This is a genomic window from Domibacillus sp. PGB-M46 (assembly GCF_022668875.1).
Classification (GTDB): Bacteria; Bacillota; Bacilli; order Bacillales; family Domibacillaceae; genus Domibacillus.
On record NZ_JAKGCR010000019.1, the window covers coordinates 63,013 to 80,233 of the forward strand.

Genomic DNA, 17,221 nt, shown 5'->3' on the forward strand with positions numbered 1-17,221 from the left:
GAAAAATCTCCTTTAATTAAAATTATACTAAATCTATTAATTTTAATTAAAGAATATTCTTAAAATTAAGGGTTTTTTGTTGACTTAGAGTTAACTCTAATTTGTAAAATGGTCACCGTGTTACAGCCTGGGTCAATAACGTAGTGTAGACTCTAGCAGCACGAACAGTGAAAACTTTACGAAGGTGAGGGGATAGCAAAATTCATAACTTCGATGTACAGATTATAGTTTTCTATTTCTTCAGATGAATCAATGTTAAAGCTGTTCGCCAATGCTCGTTTACTTTTTAACTTTCAAACAATTAGTTGGTAGGAGGAGAAAACAATGAAAAAACTTACACCGATGATTTTGTCACTTTCCCTGCTTGCTTCAGCGAGCCCTTATGCAGGCCAGGTAATGGCTGCCGAAGAAAATTCTAATTCAACAATCATTACTCGAGGCAGCCTGCAGGATTCTTATAAGGGTCCGGCCGAATATTTTACCGGTAATGTACGTGTTGATCCTATGTTCTCTGAAAACGATTCGGCATCCTATTCCGGTGCTTATGTGACATTCCAGCCAAAAGCAAGAACCGCCTGGCACACTCATCCGAAAGGTCAGAGGCTGGTCATTACAGAAGGTGTCGGCTGGGTACAGGAGTGGGGCGGCCCGATTCAAGAGGTTCGGGCAGGCGATGTAGTCTGGTTCCCGCCTGGTGTCAAGCATTGGCATGGAGCTTCATCGACAAAAGCTATGACACATATGGCTCTTACGGGCGTCCTTGATGGCCAAAACGCAGAATGGCTGGAGAAGGTTACGGAAGAGCAATATGGTGTTCAAAGTGAAAAAGAGAAAGTAAAAAAAGAAAAGAATAATAAAGAAAAAGATGAAGCACAAGCCTTAAGTGAAAAACAAGAAAATATTGTGACTATTGCCGCGTTTACGGCTGATGGTAATATACCTGAATTAGAAACTGCCTTGAACGAAGGTTTGGATGCCGGCCTGACTGTCAATGAGATCAAGGAGATTCTCGTGCAGATGTATGCCTATGCCGGATTCCCGCGCAGCCTGAATGGAATTGACACTTTCATGGCCGTGCTGGAAGACCGTGAAGCGCAAGGCATTAAGGATGAGATGGGACCGGAAGCAAGCCCGCTGCCTGCTGACAAAACCAGTATCGAACTTGGAACGGAAATTCAGACCAGACTAGTTGGAGCACCGGTTACAGGGGCGATGTTTACATTCAGCCCGGCCATTGATGAGTTCTTGAAAGGACACTTGTTCGGAGATATTTTCGGACGCGGTATTTTGGATTTCCAGAGCAGGGAGCTAGCAACCATTGCAGCACTCTCTAATATGGAGGGGGTCAACTCTCAGCTCCAGTCCCATTTTAACATTGGGTTTAATACCGGCCTGACGGAGGATCAGATGAAGAACGTGATATCAGTCCTTGAAGACGAAGTTGGGAAAAAAGAAGCTGATAATGCCGAAGAAGTGTTAGATCAGGTTTTAAGCAGCAGGGCAAAATAAAATTCTCTGCTGAGATAATCATGGTTAACAGCTTGTTTTCAAGCAAGTCTAGTTAATTTCCTAATGAAGCAAAAGTACAATCTACTTGGTGAAACAGGTATGCACAGATAAACCATTACGTTTTAAATCAAAAAGCATTCGAAGGCTGAAAAAAGAAACACCTTCGGATGGAGAGTAATCTATGGAATTGCGGCCGGTGCTGCAATCATTCTTGCTGCCATTCTGCCTGGTTCTGCACGCAGCCGACTTAACACTAACCTCCTCGAGGGTGCGCTCGGGTCGGTTATCGCAGGTCCTCTCTGGGCGTTCGGCGGCTGGGCTGCGATTATGATTGCTGCCCTGGCCATTAATCTCATCGTCTGGACCTTAACTCGCCGTACCCGCCTGCCGGACGTCACCTAAACGTGGGCTGCAAGAGAGGAAAGAGGTGTGTTTACCGGACTGGGAAGGGGGGCATCTACGATAGAAAGGGCCGAAAGCGGGGTGGACTATGAATACTACGCCCCTGAAGTCCTCAGAGCATTGTTGGCATGGGGTTAATCTTTTACATCTCCGTCATCCCAATTCCGTATCCCTAACTGCGTATTTACGAAGTTCATGGAAAGAAATCCAACAAATTATTAGACATTCATCGGTTTTCAATACTTTAAAACAAGCTGATTTTCAACAGAAAATCAGCTTGTTTCTTTTTTGTGCGGGGTATTAGCATATTTTGGCTCCCACTCTCCAGGATTCGTGTCATCTGAAATCACACCATTGATAATATCAAGGTAGTGATTTAATTTTTCTTCCATATATTTAGCTCTTAGTTTTGCTTCCTCCAACTGTTCTAGAGCAATGGCTTTTTGTTTCTTAATGATTTCATAGCGTTCTTCAATGGTAGAACGTCCTTCCAAACACAAATCCACATAGGATTTAATGTCTTCCACCGACATACCACATTGTTTCAGATATTTAACACCTATAAGCCAATTAATGGATTCTTCATCAAAAAGACGATTATTGTTTTTGTCACGCTTTACACTTGGAACTAATCCTTTATCCGTATAAAAACGAACGGTATGTTCAGTCAGATCAAGTAGCTTAGACACTTCTTTTACAGTATACATTTAACCACCCCTAAAAAATTTTTACTAAAATTGATTAAAATCTCTTGCCTTCGTGTTACCCGAAGGTGATAGGCTTACACTAGCACAAGGATGCTGAAATTGTAAACCTCAGAAGAATAGCTGGGAACATGCATTACTTGTCACAACTTTTGTAATATTCAGGAGGAATCTTTTGTGGAAAAAGTAATATTAAACAATGGTGTTGAGATGCCTATCTTAGGTTTTGGTGTATTTCAAGTTCCTGATCCAGCCCAATGCGAGCAGGCAGTGTCCGATGCACTTGAAGCCGGATATCGTCTTATTGATACGGCAGCTGCCTATATGAATGAGGAGGCAGTTGGTGCAGCCATCAAAAAAAGCGGGATTCCAAGGGAAGAACTTTTTATCACAACAAAACTTTGGGTTCAGGATCAAGGTTATGAAAGTGCAAAAAAAGCCTTTGATGTTTCCTTGAAGAAACTAGGCCTTGATTATCTTGATTTATACCTAATTCACCAACCATTCAATGATTATTACGGTTCTTGGAGGGCAATGGAGGAGCTTTATAAAGAAGGAAAGATCCGTGCTATCGGTGTATCTAACTTCTATCCGGATCGTCTAGTTGATTTAATTCTGAACAATGAAGTTGTACCGGCTGTAAACCAAGTGGAAACCCATCCGTTCTTCCAGCAGAAAGTTGCAAAGACGGTTATGGAAGAATATGGCGTGCAACTACAATCATGGGGACCATTTGCAGAAGGTCAGAAGGATATCTTCCAAAATGAATTACTGGATGGTATTGGAGCTAAATATGGCAAGACAGTAGCACAAGTTATTTTACGTTGGCATACTCAACGTGGTGTTGTGTCAATTCCAAAATCTGTTCATAAAGAGCGTATTGTTGAAAACTTTAATATATGGGATGTCACTTTAAGTGATGAAGATATGGCTGCTATTGCTACTATGGATATTGGAAAAAGTGAAATAGTTGATCATTTTTCTGCCGATATGGCTAAGATGTTAAACGAATGGAAAATTCATGAATAATTAAAAATGACACACTTGTATAACCCGATATTTAATGTTTTTCATCATCAAAAAACCGATTTTCCAATTAGGAAATTCGGTTTTTCTTTTTTGAAGATATTACCAATAAGGAGGAGGAATAATAATGAGAAGAGATTTCCGGAGTGAATCAACCAATGACACTTTTATCAAAGAAGCTAACGGATCTGCTATAGTTGTCGGTGCGTCGCTTTCTGGACTAATGACAGGGATTGCTCTGTCACGAGCTGGACTGAAGGTTACCATTTTAGAGAGAGTTGGGGCGACACCACGTAGTGGTGCTGTTCTTCAAGTTGACAGTGGAGAAATTGATCGGACTAAAACGGCGAAATTCTTAAGAAAACTTGCTTCAAATGGAATTAGGTCGGCTGAGGCCTGGTCATCTATACAGTTGCGATTACGCACAGCAGCCGAAGCTGATCCTAGAATTGACCTGCTATATGATACGCGCGTTCAATCTGTTCATCAGGACAAAGACTTCGTTTGGGCGGTGACGGATAAGGATGAGACATTTCGTGGAGATATTTTGATTGGTGCAGATGGTCACCGAAGTACCGTGCGTCGCTTAGTTGCACCGCATAAACCGAACGCAACTTTTGCTGGATACTTAATATGGGTAGCTATTGTAGATGAGAACGACATACCTGAAAAAAGCCGGCCTAGTCTTCATGCCCCGAAGTTTAGTATGCCGGATGGTATCGGTGACTTTTTACTCGGAACTATTATTGCCGGAGCAGACGGTTCTACCGCTCTAGGAAATAGACGGCTAGGATGGGCCTGGTACGATAACACGCAAAATGATCTGTTACGTCGTCTTGGATGCGTGGAAGAAGACGTTGTTCAACATTCACTTCATGCTTTAGACATCCCGGAACAGACATTGATTGAGCTGGCTGAAAAGGCTTCTGTTAGGTGGACACAACCATGGTTAGACGCAATTCTTCATAGTATTGAAACACGTAATCTTGTTGGAACTCCGATTGCCGAATATGTTCCCGACAACCTTGTGAAAGGGCGTATAGCACTGGTTGGAGATGCTGCACATCTACCTACACCACTAACTGCAAAGGGATTTAATGCTTCCTTACAAGATGCTGCTACCTTAGCAGAATGTGTTGCAAAGAGGATACGAGGAACTTCAGCAGCAAAAACTCTTTTGGAATATGAATCTCTTCGGCTAAAAAATGCACGTCAAATCGTGCAATCTGGACAATCTTTTAGTCGCTCATTTGGGCGATAAATGTATTGTATGCCGCATATGAAATATTTTGTGAAGTGTTGTACTTAAACTAACGGGGGCAAGAGTTTAAATGGAGCAACGATGGTTATTTGAATCTCGTTGCTCTTATTGGTTTATTAGAAATACTTCTGATAAAATTCCTTCCTAAGTTGACCACTTAACTCAGCATATATCCGAGTTGTTTCACTTTTCTCATGTCCCATTAAACTTTGTATCACTTCAATGGGGGCGCCATTATTTAACAAATGAGTTGCATAGCTGTGTCTCAATTGATGGGGATAGATTTCTTTATTAATACCTGCCCGTCTGGATATACGTTTAATGATATATCTCATTTGTGCTTTGCTCATTCGATGCGGATGCCTTTCTGTTACAAAGATCGCTTCATCATTATCGTTCCGACTTTCTATATATCGTTTAAGCCAAATATCGCATCGAATATTAAAATAAACTTCTCTTTCCTTGTCCCCTTTACCCCTAACTATGGCAGAATGATTAGACCAATTTATATTAATCTTATCAAGTGTTACTATCTCTCCAATTCTACAACCTGTCGAAAACATGAACTCAAATAGACTTTTTTCCAAAGGCGTATAACAGACTTCACGAAGATGTTCAATCTCCCTTTCTGTTAAAAACTTTGGAATTCGTTTCCCTACCTTTGGTTCTTTAATTTTAGTTGCAGGGTTTATACTGATATGTCCTTCCTCATATGACCAGCGAAGAAGCGATTTTATTGAACGAACACGGTGAGCTAACGATGAAGGTTTTAATGTTTTGCTAGATTCAGATAAATAATCTTTTAATTGTTCTGTTGTAAGTGAATTGATTTCTATATCTCCCAAATGACGAATAAGCAAGGTAACTTGAAGTTGATATGCTTTTAATGTTTGTAGCGAGAATCCTTCTATTCGTTTATCCGATTCATACGTTTTCCATGCTTGTGATAATAACAAAATACATCTCCCCCTTAAAATTTCTTTCAAAGGAATTATTAACTTGACTATAGAAATTGAAACGGAAGAGATTATTCAACTATCGAAGCAGGTTATTTCAAGAAGGAATAACGAATGTTGAAGTGGAAATATTAAGTTAATTGGGGGATTTTAGGGATAAACAATGAATTTTATTTATTTTTTTGGAGGTTATTATTTTGTCCATAACAACGATTGAGGATTTTCAAAAGCTAGATATTCGTATTGGTACTGTAATAAGTGCTGAACCTTTTCCAGAGGCTCGTAAGCCAGCAATTAAACTAGAGATTGATTTTGGTGAACAATTAGGAATTAAACAATCTAGTGCACAAATAACAAAAAGGTACACTCCAGAGACAATAATAGGTTGTCAAGTAATCGCAGTTGTAAATTTTCCCCCTCGTCGAATTGCAGGATTCAAATCTGAAGTACTAGTTATCGGTGGCATTCCAGAAGAGGGTGATGTAGTGCTCTTAAAGCCCGATGAGCCTGTTAAAAATGGTACACCGATTGCCTAAGTATGATCCTGGTAATGTTCCAACCACGGGGTGAAAGAAGAAGAATAGCCCTCCACTTAAGGTGTTAAGCATTTTAGATTGTGAAGAAGTGTACTTAAAGTAAACCAGCTAATAGTTTGTCAACATTTTTCAATAAAAACTTGAAATTGTTCATGCTATACTAAAAATGGCCATGCCAAATAACCTTCCTAATTTAAACCATTGGAAAGTTTTGTATGGTCTTGTTTTATTTCTTATTTAAGCTATATCTTGGAATGTGGAATGGCTTTTTAAAAGGGCATATATCCACTGTAAGAGCTTATTGGCACATGCGATTACAGCTACTTTATAAGGCTTTCCTTCTTCCCGTTTTTTATCATAGAACTCACGCAGTTTCTTATTTCTCGGGATGATTTCATTCGTTGTTTTCTTTTTACGACAATCACGGATGGCACATCGAACGGCCATATACAAGGCGTGACGTAATCTAATCGAACCTCTTTTTGTAATCCGGTTTACAGTGCCTTTAAATCGACCAGACTCATAGATACTGGGATCAATCCCGGCGAATGCTACGAGCTTTTTAGGGTGATTAAACCGATCAATCTCACCAATTTCAGAAATAATCGTTGCCGCGATTTTTTCTCCGATACCAGGGATTGATTGGATAATCTTATATTCTTCCATTTCTTTTGCCAAAGCATCTATCTCATCTTCAAGCTTAGATAGATGCTTTTGGTATTCTATAAGCATTTTGATGTACATTTCGATGCTGAGGATATGGCTTTGATACAGGTTTTTCTGAAAAGGATTTCTAGTTGCTGCTTCTATCAGTTTCTTTGCCTGAGTATTTGCCCAATTCTTAGAACGGCTTTTATATAATTCATCGATTTTATTGGTTAACACTGCTTCATCAGCTGCCAAAACATCTTCCGATGTAGGATATTCCAATAGAGTTAGTAAAGAAACACCTGAATACAAATCCCCAAAAACGCCCTGATACTCAGGGAATACCTGGTCGAGCACTGCTTGAAATTGAAGTTTTGTTTGTACATAGATGCCTGTTATATTTTCGTGTTGTCTTGTAAGATTACGAAGATTTAAGAGTTGGATTCCTCGTTTTTTATGAGGCTCCAAATCCTCTTTATAATACAGCTCACAAAGATGATAAGCATCAAGTACATCTGTCTTTACTTTGCGTAAAGAAGAGCTCTGTGCTCGATAAGAGATGAGTGGGTTAATGATAATTAATAAATAACCTTTTTCCTCGAAATACTGAACAACGGGTGTATGGTAATGCCCAGTAGACTCTAAAACGACCGGAGGTCGAATTCCTGTTAAGTCTTCGATTTCTCTTAGGTATTGGTGTAAGCTCTCTAGTCCTTCAAGGGTATGTGCCACTTTAAAACTGCCTTTGTAAGGCTTCTTTTTTTCCAAGAACGCTTGAACTTGACTTTCACCTTTGGCTACATCCAGACCAACCACTGGATTCATTCTTTATCTCCTCCAATACGAATATTGCCGGTAACCCCTAATCCTTCTTGCAGTGTCATAGCTTCGCTTGTTATACGAGATCTTGGTCCCAACCAGCCAAATCATGTTTAAGCAAGTAGGGGGCGAACTGTTTACTTGACGGGATCTCAAGTCCCACGGGGGCTTTAATTGAAAAAGTGAACTATAAAACTGGCTCCTTAATGCAACAAAAATGTAATTATGTTGTGTTGGAAAAGCCCTGGCTGTCAAAAACAGCCGGGGCTTTTAATATAGAGTATGGACGCACTGTTGACTAAGCATTAAATTTATATGCATACCCTAAGCAAATGTAACTGGTAAACTTAAAGTAAAGTTTGTACATTTATACGATAGATAAGAAGGAGTAAACAGCAAGCATGAGTAGACGTTCTTTTGGCATTGTGCCTGTTCTAATAATGATCGGTGTTATTTATCAATTTTCCTGGATGCTTTACAGGGCAATTACTCGCTTTGATTGGGGAACTTTTGGTTCAGACTTAATTGCATTTCTCATCACAGCTAGCTGTTTTTTTGTAATTTTAAAAATTAAAAAAGGTAAACAATAGCTTTTGAAAAATAGCTTATCCTCATTTCCTAATCAACATTATCGGTCTACTATTGATTGCCAGGTATCTTCGTCGGGGCAAAAGATTTTAACCAAAAAGGCTTACTCTATACTATATGTTATCAGTGCGTTTGTAGGTCTTTCCATTTATTTTGGATTAACCTCATTTTGAATTTGTATGCAGGAGATTGATATCGTGTTTAAGATAATATTAAGAAATTATTTGATAGTTACACTTGTTTACTCGGGGGCAATGCTTTTCTTTTTTGAGGCTGACAAGGTTGACTATATTAGCGGGTGAAGCGCTTATACTCTTGGATACTTGATAGTCACTTACCGTGAGATAAAAAAAGAGAAGAAAAAAGAAAAGAAATGATAAATATGATTGATAGTACGGTTCTGACAGCAATTGCTGTTTTTGCTTATGGTATTTTTTATTTTCTTTGGACCTCTCGAAACAAAGAAGCAGCCAGAAAAAGAAATGAAGAAATAAAAAAAGAATTTAAAGGCGAAGGAAAATACGGCATATTAGCGGTCTTTCTTTTGTTCGGACCTGTCCTCCTTTTCATAGCCATTCTTTGGTTGATAATAGAGTGAATCGCTTGAAAAGTTATTCAACAGTATTGGTCAACAATCAATTAGGGATATGTGGTAACTTTTATTAAAGGGGGGATTTGATGAGCGACAAAGAAACTCTAGAGCAACAAAGAGAAAGATTAAGGCGACAAGAATTAAAAAACAATCCAACAGGCAACATAAACGATTCTTTTAACAGAGCCAACAACGGCAATCTTGTCGATTTGGTAGGTAGTTTGGGATGGAAAGGTACTGGAATACTTATTCTTGTAATAATATTAGGGTTTATAATATATTCCGCCTTCTTTCGCTAACGGAGCTTTTTTTAATATCTCGGCTGTCATTTCGGCAGCCTTTTCTTATTCAGCTAATGGAGCAGGATAGATGAACAAGGGTTGAGACAATATGAGCTTGAGAATTATATAAAGAAGGAATTAAATTTAAGTTGTGTGGGGTTAATTGAATGGGAAAAGACTTTTATGCAGGTATATTTGTTTTGGCGATTGGCATTTTTGCAATATATATGTTTTTCCACGCAACAAGGGAACGGTTCTTTAACGACAAGACTTATGATAGTGTCAGGCATACAACTCCATTACCGGTATCTTTTAATTTTTGGTTCATTAAAATTTTGTTTCTTGTTGGAGGAATTTTATGTATTGCTGCTGGGATATGGGGAATAAGCATTCCCTTTTTTTAAAAGTCTTCTTCAACTATCGGGGGCAAGAGTTTAAGAACCGGCTGCTGTTCAAGCCGGTCTTTTTTCTTCTTCGACTAAAGGGTAGAATAGCTCAATTGGGTCAGCTATGAGGAACTCTATCATTTGGTATTATCAAGCAATGGCTCGCAAAAAGGAAGGCAGAAAAGGCCTTCCTCCTAAATATCTTTGCAGAAGAGCGAGCGATCTTGTTCAGCCACTCTTTTTTAAAAGCTGTTTGAGCTTACGTAAGACATAGTTGAAGCCCGTAATAAACATATCAAGGTAATATCACCTTTGACTTCTCCAACCAAATCTAAGCATTAAAGAGTGCCAACTATTAACGCCTCTTCAGGCGGTATAACATAATTGTAACAACTAACCAAAATCCTCCCCCTATAAACCCGGCTATTACATCCAATAGGTAATGAACACCCAAGTAAACTCTACTTAGGCCTACGAGGAAAATAAATAGAGAAATTAAAAATATAATGAGATTGGTCCACTTTTTCTTGAGATTATTATGCACATAAATTAAATAGCCCAAAAAACCAAAAAAAGCTAATGTATTCATAGCATGTCCACTTGGGAAGGTATGTACACCAACTTCCACTAAATGCTTCCACTCTGGACGTTCATAATTAAAAAAAGACTTAAGGACTGAATTTAATGAGCGCACTCCCACCAGATTAAAAATTAAAATAAGGACCATCCACATATTCTTCTGAATTACAAAAAAGAACACCAGCAGTCCCAAAAGGGGGTATGAAATATAAGCTGAACCGAGTGTCGTAATCAGTATAAAAAATCTATCTGTGGATACGCCCGCGAAATCATAAAGAGAATAAGTCAAAGACTGGTCTGTCTCTCGTATATAAGGATATATAATAGCTAATAAAGCAAAGAGTAACACCATGATTAAAATCCATGTCGCATGACTTTTTTTAAAATCAATCTTCATAATTAACTCACCTCATAATTATTGTTCCATAAGCAAAACAATACAAAAAATTTATAATTAATACTATAAATATATATACCTACAACCTACAGGTTTAATATTGATCACTGGCGCTCTTTATTTGTTCGTTTTTGAAAATGAAACGAGGATCAATATGAGAAATGATAAGTAAGAAGCGGCAAGTGGTGTAATAAAAAATACATAGAAGAACAGGAGAATCAGATCTCACCGCCTAACCCCCACTAAATCAAAAGTTTTGAAGGGTAATGCGGCGCTAATTTTTGTTCAGTGGTAGTTGTTGTCTGTATTTCTAAATCTTTACGTACAGAAAGAACTGTATGGACTTTGTGGTTTCGAGACACTCTTGAACAATAAAGCCTAAGAAAGAAACATGTAGTAAAAGTCAAAACATAACCGCTTTTTTATTTCATCCTAAAAGTGTTAGGGTTAAAAATTAGAACATCCCAAAAACGTTAGGGAAAAACTTAAGAATGTGTCAGCTGTTTTAGTTTATTTTCATAAAAATATGTAATCGATAAGGATGGAATAAACCAACGGGGCTCTGTGTTTTAAGTGTTTTACCTATAATTGTTTTTTATGTTTTTATTGTTTTACTGTTTTAAACCTAGAAAAAACCAATGGTACCAAGCATTGAAGCTTTCTACACATAACGGAATTGGGATAAAAGATAACAAAATTAGGATGAACTATAGCATTTTTGGGATAAACCATAACTTTATTAGGATGTTTTCCATAACAAAATTGGGACAAACCCTAACATATTTAGGATAAGCCATAACGTTTTTAGGATGACCCTAACATTTTTAGGATAACTCCTCTAATATCCTCCACTTTGCATATCAGCGTTACTTTAATAACTAAAGATTCTCAAGGCTTCTTCACTACAGACTTTATTTTGCATAAAGAGAATTCGGTTTATACATAACATATTTGGGATAGAAGGCGAAGGCAAGGCAGCAAGTAAATAAGGAAACCTAACATTTTTTCGAAACGTTATGTTTATTGCTTTCTTTTGGAACAGAGAAGTGAGATAATTTCATTAATATCAGCCGGAATGTTCCAAAAGGTGGTAAGTGAATATGGCCAAAAAGAAGGAAAACAAGGCGTTGGTTGTACAGTCCAACGATCTTATTGAGGCATATTATGAAGCGGATTTGAAAATGTCGGAACACAAGATAATTCGATATGCCGCCAGCAAAATTAAGCTTAACGATACACAATTTCCTCATTACAGCTTCGAAGTAAGTGAGTTCCTTGCCGCAGCAGGAGTCAAAGGAAACAATTATCATAAAGAAATAGAAAAAATAGCGGATGGGCTGTCCAAACGGCGTATCAAAGTCAAATCTAAAGAAAAAATTGGATGGTTCCCATGGTTTTCCGGAATTGTTTACGAAAAAGGAACCGTACATATTGTTTTTAACGCTCTTATTAAAGATTTACTTTTACAGCTTGAAGAGCGCTTTACTAACTATCCATTTGATGTGATTGCGCCACTTAAGAGCAGTTATTCTGTCAGGCTTTTTGAGCTGCTGAAACAGTATGAGAAAATTGGGCATCGAACTATTGCTTTGGAAGAACTTCGCTTGATGCTTGGCGTAACGGAGAAATACCCTGAGTACGGAAACTTTAAGCAAAGAATTTTAAAACATTCTCAAAAAGAATTGAAGGAAAAAACGAATTTGTCCTTTGAATTTGAGGAAATCAAGCAAGGGAAAAAAGTAGAGAAAATAAAGTTTACAATTAACAGCCAGTATAAGCAGGAACAGCTTGCTTTGTTTAATGAATCCGATCAAGACAAAGAAGAGCAGGAAAAACCTGCTGTTTATGGAGAGTTTGTTCGTCGTACCAAGCGTCTTTTAAAAGAACAAGGAATTTTTGTGGACGAGGAAACCATTTCAGCGTGGGAAAAGTATGGGGATGTATTGATGTTAGAGGTGTTGAATGAAATAAAAGGGCGAAACATCAAACAACATGTCCGGTATATCGAAAAAGTCCTATTGGCCAAGTACGAAGAACAAAATAAGCTGTCCAGAATAGAGGGTGCTCAGCCAGAAGATATGTTGCAACATGCACTGGATGCGATTATAGCCGAGTATCAAAATAGCGCAGAAATGGTTCCTAACTGGTTCGTTGAAGACAAAGCAGTCGAAATCCTTAAAGAGCGCTTAAACATTTCAGATAAAGAGGCCCGTAAGCATTGGAAGAAGCACAAAGATGAATTAATGAACTCGATTCGGGAAATGATTAAATTGCGGAGTAAAACACGTGTCAGAAAATAAACTTAACGCTGCGCGGCTTATATAGGCCGCGTCTTTTTCTAGCTGTATACGCTTAAACCTAACATTTTTGGGATCGATAAAATTTAACCTAACAATTTTGGGATAGACAAAACAAAACCTAACGCATTTAGGATACGATGCTTTATGTATGGTTGCCGAACACTGTGTAAAGGGGTACTTGCTTATTACTTTCAAGGATAAAAGCGAATCAGACCCCTTTTTTATCTCAAATTTGTTATCTTTATAAAGAGATCATCCCTAAATTGTTATGTTTTCTAAATGAGGACCTCTCCACCTAAACCAAAGATTTTGAAAAGGAGCGCGACGCTTCTTTTTTAAGCTGACCTGAAAATATCCTTCTAAAAAAGACACCCCTTCAGAACGAAGGGATATCTTTTTCTTCTTGCTATTCAGTTTTGTGTGTTTCCTAACGGCTAGACAATTGCTGTTTCGCCATTTCTACAAGACGCTTCGTGATTTCTCCGCCGACAGAACCGTTTTCACGAGCTGTTGTATCCGCACCTAGCTGAACACCAAATTCAGAAGCAATTTCGTACTTCATCTGGTCAATAGCCTGCTGGGCACCTGGAGCCAATAGTCGGTTGCGGTTTCTGCTTGACATGATCAGTCACTCCCTCATGGGTTTTGAGTTGCCTTGCCTTATCAGTATGGGACGTTTCTGCTCCCTTCACACTGGTAACATAATCAAAAAGGGCATTTTTTTAGAAAAAGGCTTTGATAAACATTATCGTACGTGAACCTCTCCAACTAATTGCGGAGCAATTTGAAGGAGTCTTCTGGCCAGTAATGCGATAAATTTGCTGCCTAAATCCCATGAACATACTCATTTATTATTTTCTCCCTGAAAATACTCATGTTCTTTATTGGCCATAGAATTAATTCCTCTGATGAAGGTCCCGATTAAAATGGAAAAGCTTTTATCCAAATCAAGCTGCATTCTAAACCCTTCCATTTGTTCAAGCCAAGTAAAGCCGTGCAACACACTGTGGAGAACCCGGATCATGTGGGTTCCCATATCTTCGTTCAAACCATAGCCTTGAAGCACCTGAATAATAAGCTGCACCATAGAATGCCGGGCTGCTTGTAAATCTGGGTCATCAGGATTTTTGATACTCCCCGGCTGAAGCCGCAAGCCCTTCATCTTGCGGTGAAACAGGCGTGGTTCTAAAGTGCGAAACCGTTCACTGTCTATTGCTGTTTAGAACTCACCTTCAGTTAAGGGCGGTGTCATCAGCCCATCCTGCTGTTACCACAGGACTAGATTAAGCTGCTTGCTCGTTTTTCTTTTTTGAAAGGCCGCTGATGGCTTTCGAAATATTAATGGACGCGTTGGCATCAGCGTGAAGTGTATACTGACATTTGACACACGCAAATGTGTGTCTTTTTCAATTTATTTTATCAACATGACCACATTTACCTGTTTGAGAAGTGCGATGTGGATTTACGTATTCAACCTGTATCCCTGCCATTTTGGCTTTGTATTCAATCAACTGCTGAAGATGGAAACTATCTACGATTTCGTTTGTACCCTACACCGGGACAGGCCGTGTTAATCAATAAAACGATTGGCTGCTGCCGTTTTGTATTTAATCAGCACTCGGAGGGGATAACCAACAGCAACAGGACAGGTTAAATGATAGTCTGCATTATTTTGTTAAGAGTATTAGCTGATTGAATTGCTCGTTAGTAGCCGTTTCATTTTCGATGCTTACTGCGTAAGATATGGTAGATCAAATGAAAGGAGGAAGAGTTATATGAGTGAAGACTTTACTATTCGAGAACAGGAGATATTGGGAAAAGTAGAAAAAATGATCGAGCATTCCATTGATAAACACATTAAAGAACTTTCGAATACTATTACTACCCAACTAACAAACGAAAATGGCAATGCTTCCATCAAACAAAGTGGTAACGGCATCGTTTATGTGGACAATACGGGAATCGCTTATGCGTTTATTTTATTTTATCAACATTTTATGAAAGCAACGCATAATGAAGATGATGTAAAAGCACTTTTAGAAAAACTGGAAAAAATGATTGAAGGCAATAGAACTACATTTCAAGAATTTATTGCAGATTTCAAAAAAAGTTAGTAGGTATAAACTGAAAAATGTACTTTTTCCTTGAGAAATCTTAACTATACAATATTTTACTATTTTCATACTCTATATTAAGTAGATTGAAAGGAGGGAATTGTATATGGGAAATAGCAATGATCAATTAGCGATTCTTATCGCCAAGTTGGAAGCCAAGCTGACAGCAGTAACAGAAGCAGCAGCAGCAGCAGAGGCAGCGGCGGAAGCAGCGGCAGAAGCAGCAGCAGCAGCAGAAGCGGCAGCAGAAGCAGCGGCGGAAGCAGCGGCAGCGGCAGCAGCAGAAGCAACATCAGAAGCAACAGCAGACTCAGTGGCAGAAGCAGCAGCTGACCAGGAATCCGATAACCGACTTAAAGTTGATATCCAGGTAAGAAACGGAAACGCTTCTGTTGAGTAATAATTGTTAATCTATCAACTAAATTAAACTTAAACGGATGAAGGTTAACTTAATGATATGTAAAGTGAAAGGAGGGAATTGTATATGGGAAATGGTCTTGATCAATTAGCGATCCTTATCGCCAAGTTAGAAGCCAAGCTGACAGCAGTAGTAGAAGCAGCGGCAGCAGCAGAAGCAGCGGCGGAAGCAGCAGCAGAAGCAGCAGCAACAGCAGAAGCAGCAGCAGAAGCAGCGGCAGCAGCAGTAGCAGAAGCAACAGCAGAAGCAGCGGCAGATGCAACGTCAGATGCAGCGTCAGATGCAGCGGCAGCAGCTGACCAGGAATCTGATAACCGACTTAACGTTGCCATCGATGTAAGAAATGGAAACTCTTCTATTGGAAAATAATTATGAATATTTTGATTAAACTCGGAGAACTTTAGAAAGCGCTACTCAACACGAGGGCGCTTTTTTTTGTGGACGGGCCTTTATGTTACATACAATGACTTGCCAGAAAGAATAAAACACCTTTTTTCATCTAAAAGTTAGAAAAAGAGGATGACAAAAATGTTTAAAAGAAAAAGAAACAGACTAGACTCCAAATGCAACAAAAACTGTCGACTTTGTCGACAGCCGGAGCTCTGGATCAAATTCTAGAGCTTTTTGTTTACAGACTTTCCCGCTTGGATAGTCTGTAAACCCTTCTTCCAGCCGTTTTTTCAGGTTATATCTTACCGCTAATCGATCTTCGGGGTGGATAAAGTTTATTACATGCGCTCCGACGAGTTCTTCTCTTGTGTAACCCAGCATTTCGGTGATTTTCGGATTTACATACCTGATAATTTCATCTTGAATTATATAAATACCGACCACCGATTCCTCTGTCAATCTCCGATAATGAGCTTCCGTTTCTATCAGGGCTGCCTGGGTTTTATTCAGTACAGTCATATCTTTGAGAACTGCATGCACCCCTACAGTTTGATTGCCCACAATAATAGGTATATTGGTGACCTTTACCTCAACGATTTCACCATCTTTACTGTATATAGCAGTTTCATAAGCGGTTGATTTTCCTTTTTTGGTCGTTTCAAAATATGCTAAAGCCTTCTCTCGCTGAGTTGGCGTTATATACGGAGCGAAAGACCGGTGCAGTACTTCTTCTTCTGTATAGCCGTAAAGCTCTATGGTTTTATTCGCACTTAAAAAGTTTCCTTCCAAATCAAACGTCATAATCAAACCTGGATTCTGCTGATATAGAGACAGATAATGCTGCTCCTTTTTATTAAAATCCACTAGCGTTTTTTTCCACTTTTTCTGGATTCGTGCCTGAAGAAAAATAATAAGCAGCAGGATACAAATTACGGCAATCAGGCCAAGCATAAATTCCATAGTGTACCTCCTCGAAAATCAAAAAAACAGGTTGGCCGCTCTTTCATTCATTCATATGCTTTAAGGTACTAAGAGACATCCATTGAACTACCACCCACTTACCTGACGGTTGAAGTGGGGGATTCCCGGGCAAGAGGATCTTCGACCCCCAGTAATCAGGCTAACCCCGTATTCCAACGGTTTTATGACTAATCTTAAATAGACTGAAGTGAAAGAAGCCGAAGGGCTTCTTTTTTAATATTCAGGCTCGCATTCAGGTCCCGGTCGTGACGCACGCTGCAGGACGGGCATTCCCACACCCGGACAGCGAGACTTTTTACATCCTTATGCTGGTGGCCACACCCGGAACAGAGCT

At 39.0% G+C, this 17,221-nt stretch carries 20 protein-coding genes and 1 pseudogene; 12 read left to right on the forward strand and 9 right to left on the reverse strand.

The features are described from left to right. Nucleotides 1-324: 324 nt before the first annotated feature. Nucleotides 325-1,509, forward strand: a complete 1,185-nt coding sequence (locus L2D08_RS24335; RefSeq protein ID WP_309241407.1) for a (R)-mandelonitrile lyase — start codon at nt 325-327, stop codon at nt 1,507-1,509. Between the two features lie 674 nt (nt 1,510-2,183). Here L2D08_RS24335 and L2D08_RS17815 read toward each other — a convergent pair. Further along, nucleotides 2,184-2,618 (reverse strand): MerR family transcriptional regulator, encoded by a 435-nt coding sequence (locus tag L2D08_RS17815; protein WP_242235773.1) that lies wholly within the window; start codon nt 2,616-2,618, stop codon nt 2,184-2,186. A 174-nt stretch (nt 2,619-2,792) separates the two neighbouring features. Between L2D08_RS17815 and L2D08_RS17820 the strand changes: the two genes are divergently transcribed. Together L2D08_RS17820 and L2D08_RS17825 are read left to right on the forward strand one after the other, a co-directional pair. Then, nucleotides 2,793-3,644, forward strand: coding sequence for an aldo/keto reductase (locus tag L2D08_RS17820; protein ID WP_242235775.1), 852 nt, complete (start codon nt 2,793-2,795; stop codon nt 3,642-3,644). A gap of 124 nt (nt 3,645-3,768) precedes the next feature. Beyond that, nucleotides 3,769-4,902, forward strand: coding sequence for an FAD-dependent monooxygenase (locus L2D08_RS17825; RefSeq protein ID WP_242235776.1), 1,134 nt, complete (start codon nt 3,769-3,771; stop codon nt 4,900-4,902). Between the two features lie 116 nt (nt 4,903-5,018). Here L2D08_RS17825 and L2D08_RS17830 read toward each other — a convergent pair whose 3' ends face one another. Beyond that, nucleotides 5,019-5,858: a tyrosine-type recombinase/integrase gene (locus L2D08_RS17830; protein WP_242235778.1), complete on the reverse strand. Its 840-nt coding sequence runs from the start codon at nt 5,856-5,858 to the stop codon at nt 5,019-5,021. A gap of 203 nt (nt 5,859-6,061) precedes the next feature. On the opposite strand from L2D08_RS17830, the gene csaA reads away from it, so the two are divergent. Further along, nucleotides 6,062-6,394: a chaperone CsaA gene (csaA, locus tag L2D08_RS17835; RefSeq protein ID WP_242235811.1), complete on the forward strand. Its 333-nt coding sequence runs from the start codon at nt 6,062-6,064 to the stop codon at nt 6,392-6,394. Nucleotides 6,395-6,631: 237 nt separating this feature from the next. Here csaA and L2D08_RS17840 read toward each other — a convergent pair whose 3' ends face one another. Further along, entirely contained in the window at nt 6,632-7,867 is a 1,236-nt protein-coding gene (locus L2D08_RS17840; RefSeq protein WP_242235781.1) for an IS110 family RNA-guided transposase, read from the reverse strand. Between the two features lie 395 nt (nt 7,868-8,262). Between L2D08_RS17840 and L2D08_RS17845 the strand changes: the two genes are divergently transcribed. The 3 genes from L2D08_RS17845 to L2D08_RS17855 all read left to right on the forward strand — a co-directional run bounded on the left by L2D08_RS17845 (nt 8,263) and on the right by L2D08_RS17855 (nt 9,726). Continuing rightward, nucleotides 8,263-8,451 carry a hypothetical protein gene (locus L2D08_RS17845; protein ID WP_242235782.1) on the forward strand — a complete coding sequence of 63 codons (189 nt, stop codon included), beginning with the start codon at nt 8,263-8,265 and terminating at the stop codon, nt 8,449-8,451. Between the two features lie 676 nt (nt 8,452-9,127). Next, a complete protein-coding gene (locus L2D08_RS17850) occupies nt 9,128-9,340 on the forward strand; it encodes a DUF6366 family protein (RefSeq protein ID WP_242235784.1) in 213 nt (70 codons plus the stop codon). 149 nt (nt 9,341-9,489) lie between these two features. After that, on the forward strand, nt 9,490-9,726 hold the full coding sequence (locus L2D08_RS17855) for a hypothetical protein (RefSeq protein WP_242235786.1): 237 nt from the start codon (nt 9,490-9,492) through the stop codon (nt 9,724-9,726). Nucleotides 9,727-10,063: 337 nt separating this feature from the next. On the opposite strand, the gene L2D08_RS17860 is transcribed toward L2D08_RS17855, so the two are convergent. Further along, entirely contained in the window at nt 10,064-10,684 is a 621-nt protein-coding gene (locus tag L2D08_RS17860) for a phosphatase PAP2 family protein (protein WP_242235787.1), read from the reverse strand. Nucleotides 10,685-11,784: 1,100 nt separating this feature from the next. Between L2D08_RS17860 and L2D08_RS17865 the strand changes: the two genes are divergently transcribed. Further along, a complete protein-coding gene (locus tag L2D08_RS17865; protein ID WP_242235788.1) occupies nt 11,785-12,984 on the forward strand; it encodes a replication initiation protein in 1,200 nt (399 codons plus the stop codon). Between the two features lie 427 nt (nt 12,985-13,411). Here L2D08_RS17865 and L2D08_RS17870 read toward each other — a convergent pair whose 3' ends face one another. From L2D08_RS17870 to L2D08_RS17880, 3 genes and pseudogenes are all read right to left on the reverse strand, one after another. Next, the gene (locus tag L2D08_RS17870; protein WP_242235791.1) at nt 13,412-13,606 is read right to left on the reverse strand and encodes an alpha/beta-type small acid-soluble spore protein; all 195 of its coding nucleotides are present in this window, start codon (nt 13,604-13,606) and stop codon (nt 13,412-13,414) included. Between the two features lie 222 nt (nt 13,607-13,828). After that, complete coding sequence (locus tag L2D08_RS17875) at nt 13,829-14,137, reverse strand: TetR-like C-terminal domain-containing protein (RefSeq protein WP_242235793.1); 309 nt, start codon at nt 14,135-14,137, stop codon at nt 13,829-13,831. 130 nt (nt 14,138-14,267) lie between these two features. Continuing rightward, nucleotides 14,268-14,495 (reverse strand): annotated as a pseudogene (locus L2D08_RS17880) (transposase). Between L2D08_RS17880 and L2D08_RS24340 the strand changes: the two are divergent. From L2D08_RS24340 to L2D08_RS17900, 4 genes are all read left to right on the forward strand, one after another. After that, nucleotides 14,441-14,638: a helix-turn-helix domain-containing protein gene (locus tag L2D08_RS24340; protein ID WP_309241409.1), complete on the forward strand. Its 198-nt coding sequence runs from the start codon at nt 14,441-14,443 to the stop codon at nt 14,636-14,638. The pseudogene L2D08_RS17880 and the gene L2D08_RS24340 sit on opposite strands and share 55 nt — an antisense overlap. A 121-nt stretch (nt 14,639-14,759) precedes the next feature. Further along, nucleotides 14,760-15,098: a hypothetical protein gene (locus L2D08_RS17890; protein ID WP_242235795.1), complete on the forward strand. Its 339-nt coding sequence runs from the start codon at nt 14,760-14,762 to the stop codon at nt 15,096-15,098. Between the two features lie 106 nt (nt 15,099-15,204). Then, nucleotides 15,205-15,498, forward strand: a complete 294-nt coding sequence (locus tag L2D08_RS17895; RefSeq protein ID WP_242235797.1) for a hypothetical protein — start codon at nt 15,205-15,207, stop codon at nt 15,496-15,498. Between the two features lie 84 nt (nt 15,499-15,582). Further along, the gene (locus L2D08_RS17900; protein ID WP_242235798.1) at nt 15,583-15,885 is read left to right on the forward strand and encodes a hypothetical protein; all 303 of its coding nucleotides are present in this window, start codon (nt 15,583-15,585) and stop codon (nt 15,883-15,885) included. A gap of 183 nt (nt 15,886-16,068) precedes the next feature. On the opposite strand, the gene L2D08_RS17905 is transcribed toward L2D08_RS17900, so the two are convergent. Continuing rightward, nucleotides 16,069-16,866 carry a PAS domain-containing protein gene (locus L2D08_RS17905; protein ID WP_242235802.1) on the reverse strand — a complete coding sequence of 266 codons (798 nt, stop codon included), beginning with the start codon at nt 16,864-16,866 and terminating at the stop codon, nt 16,069-16,071. 194 nt (nt 16,867-17,060) lie between these two features. Next, the coding region (locus L2D08_RS17910; RefSeq protein ID WP_242235816.1) for a zinc ribbon domain-containing protein at nt 17,061-17,221 on the reverse strand (161 nt) is incomplete at its 5' end.

What these genes read in the sequence shown, in the direction of transcription:
- L2D08_RS24335 (WP_309241407.1), top strand. Translation starts at nt 325, where the DNA reads ATGAAAAAACTTACACCGATGATTTTGTCACTTTCCCTGCTTGCTTCA.
- L2D08_RS17815 (WP_242235773.1), bottom strand. Translation starts at nt 2,618, where the DNA reads ATGTATACTGTAAAAGAAGTGTCTAAGCTACTTGATCTGACTGAACAT.
- L2D08_RS17825 (WP_242235776.1), top strand. Translation starts at nt 3,769, where the DNA reads ATGAGAAGAGATTTCCGGAGTGAATCAACCAATGACACTTTTATCAAA.
- L2D08_RS17840 (WP_242235781.1), bottom strand. Translation starts at nt 7,867, where the DNA reads ATGAATCCAGTGGTTGGTCTGGATGTAGCCAAAGGTGAAAGTCAAGTT.
- L2D08_RS17845 (WP_242235782.1), top strand. Translation starts at nt 8,263, where the DNA reads ATGAGTAGACGTTCTTTTGGCATTGTGCCTGTTCTAATAATGATCGGT.
- L2D08_RS17850 (WP_242235784.1), top strand. Translation starts at nt 9,128, where the DNA reads ATGAGCGACAAAGAAACTCTAGAGCAACAAAGAGAAAGATTAAGGCGA.
- L2D08_RS17855 (WP_242235786.1), top strand. Translation starts at nt 9,490, where the DNA reads ATGGGAAAAGACTTTTATGCAGGTATATTTGTTTTGGCGATTGGCATT.
- L2D08_RS17860 (WP_242235787.1), bottom strand. Translation starts at nt 10,684, where the DNA reads ATGAAGATTGATTTTAAAAAAAGTCATGCGACATGGATTTTAATCATG.
- L2D08_RS17865 (WP_242235788.1), top strand. Translation starts at nt 11,785, where the DNA reads ATGGCCAAAAAGAAGGAAAACAAGGCGTTGGTTGTACAGTCCAACGAT.
- L2D08_RS17870 (WP_242235791.1), bottom strand. Translation starts at nt 13,606, where the DNA reads ATGTCAAGCAGAAACCGCAACCGACTATTGGCTCCAGGTGCCCAGCAG.
- L2D08_RS17890 (WP_242235795.1), top strand. Translation starts at nt 14,760, where the DNA reads ATGAGTGAAGACTTTACTATTCGAGAACAGGAGATATTGGGAAAAGTA.
- L2D08_RS17895 (WP_242235797.1), top strand. Translation starts at nt 15,205, where the DNA reads ATGGGAAATAGCAATGATCAATTAGCGATTCTTATCGCCAAGTTGGAA.
- L2D08_RS17900 (WP_242235798.1), top strand. Translation starts at nt 15,583, where the DNA reads ATGGGAAATGGTCTTGATCAATTAGCGATCCTTATCGCCAAGTTAGAA.
- L2D08_RS17905 (WP_242235802.1), bottom strand. Translation starts at nt 16,866, where the DNA reads ATGGAATTTATGCTTGGCCTGATTGCCGTAATTTGTATCCTGCTGCTT.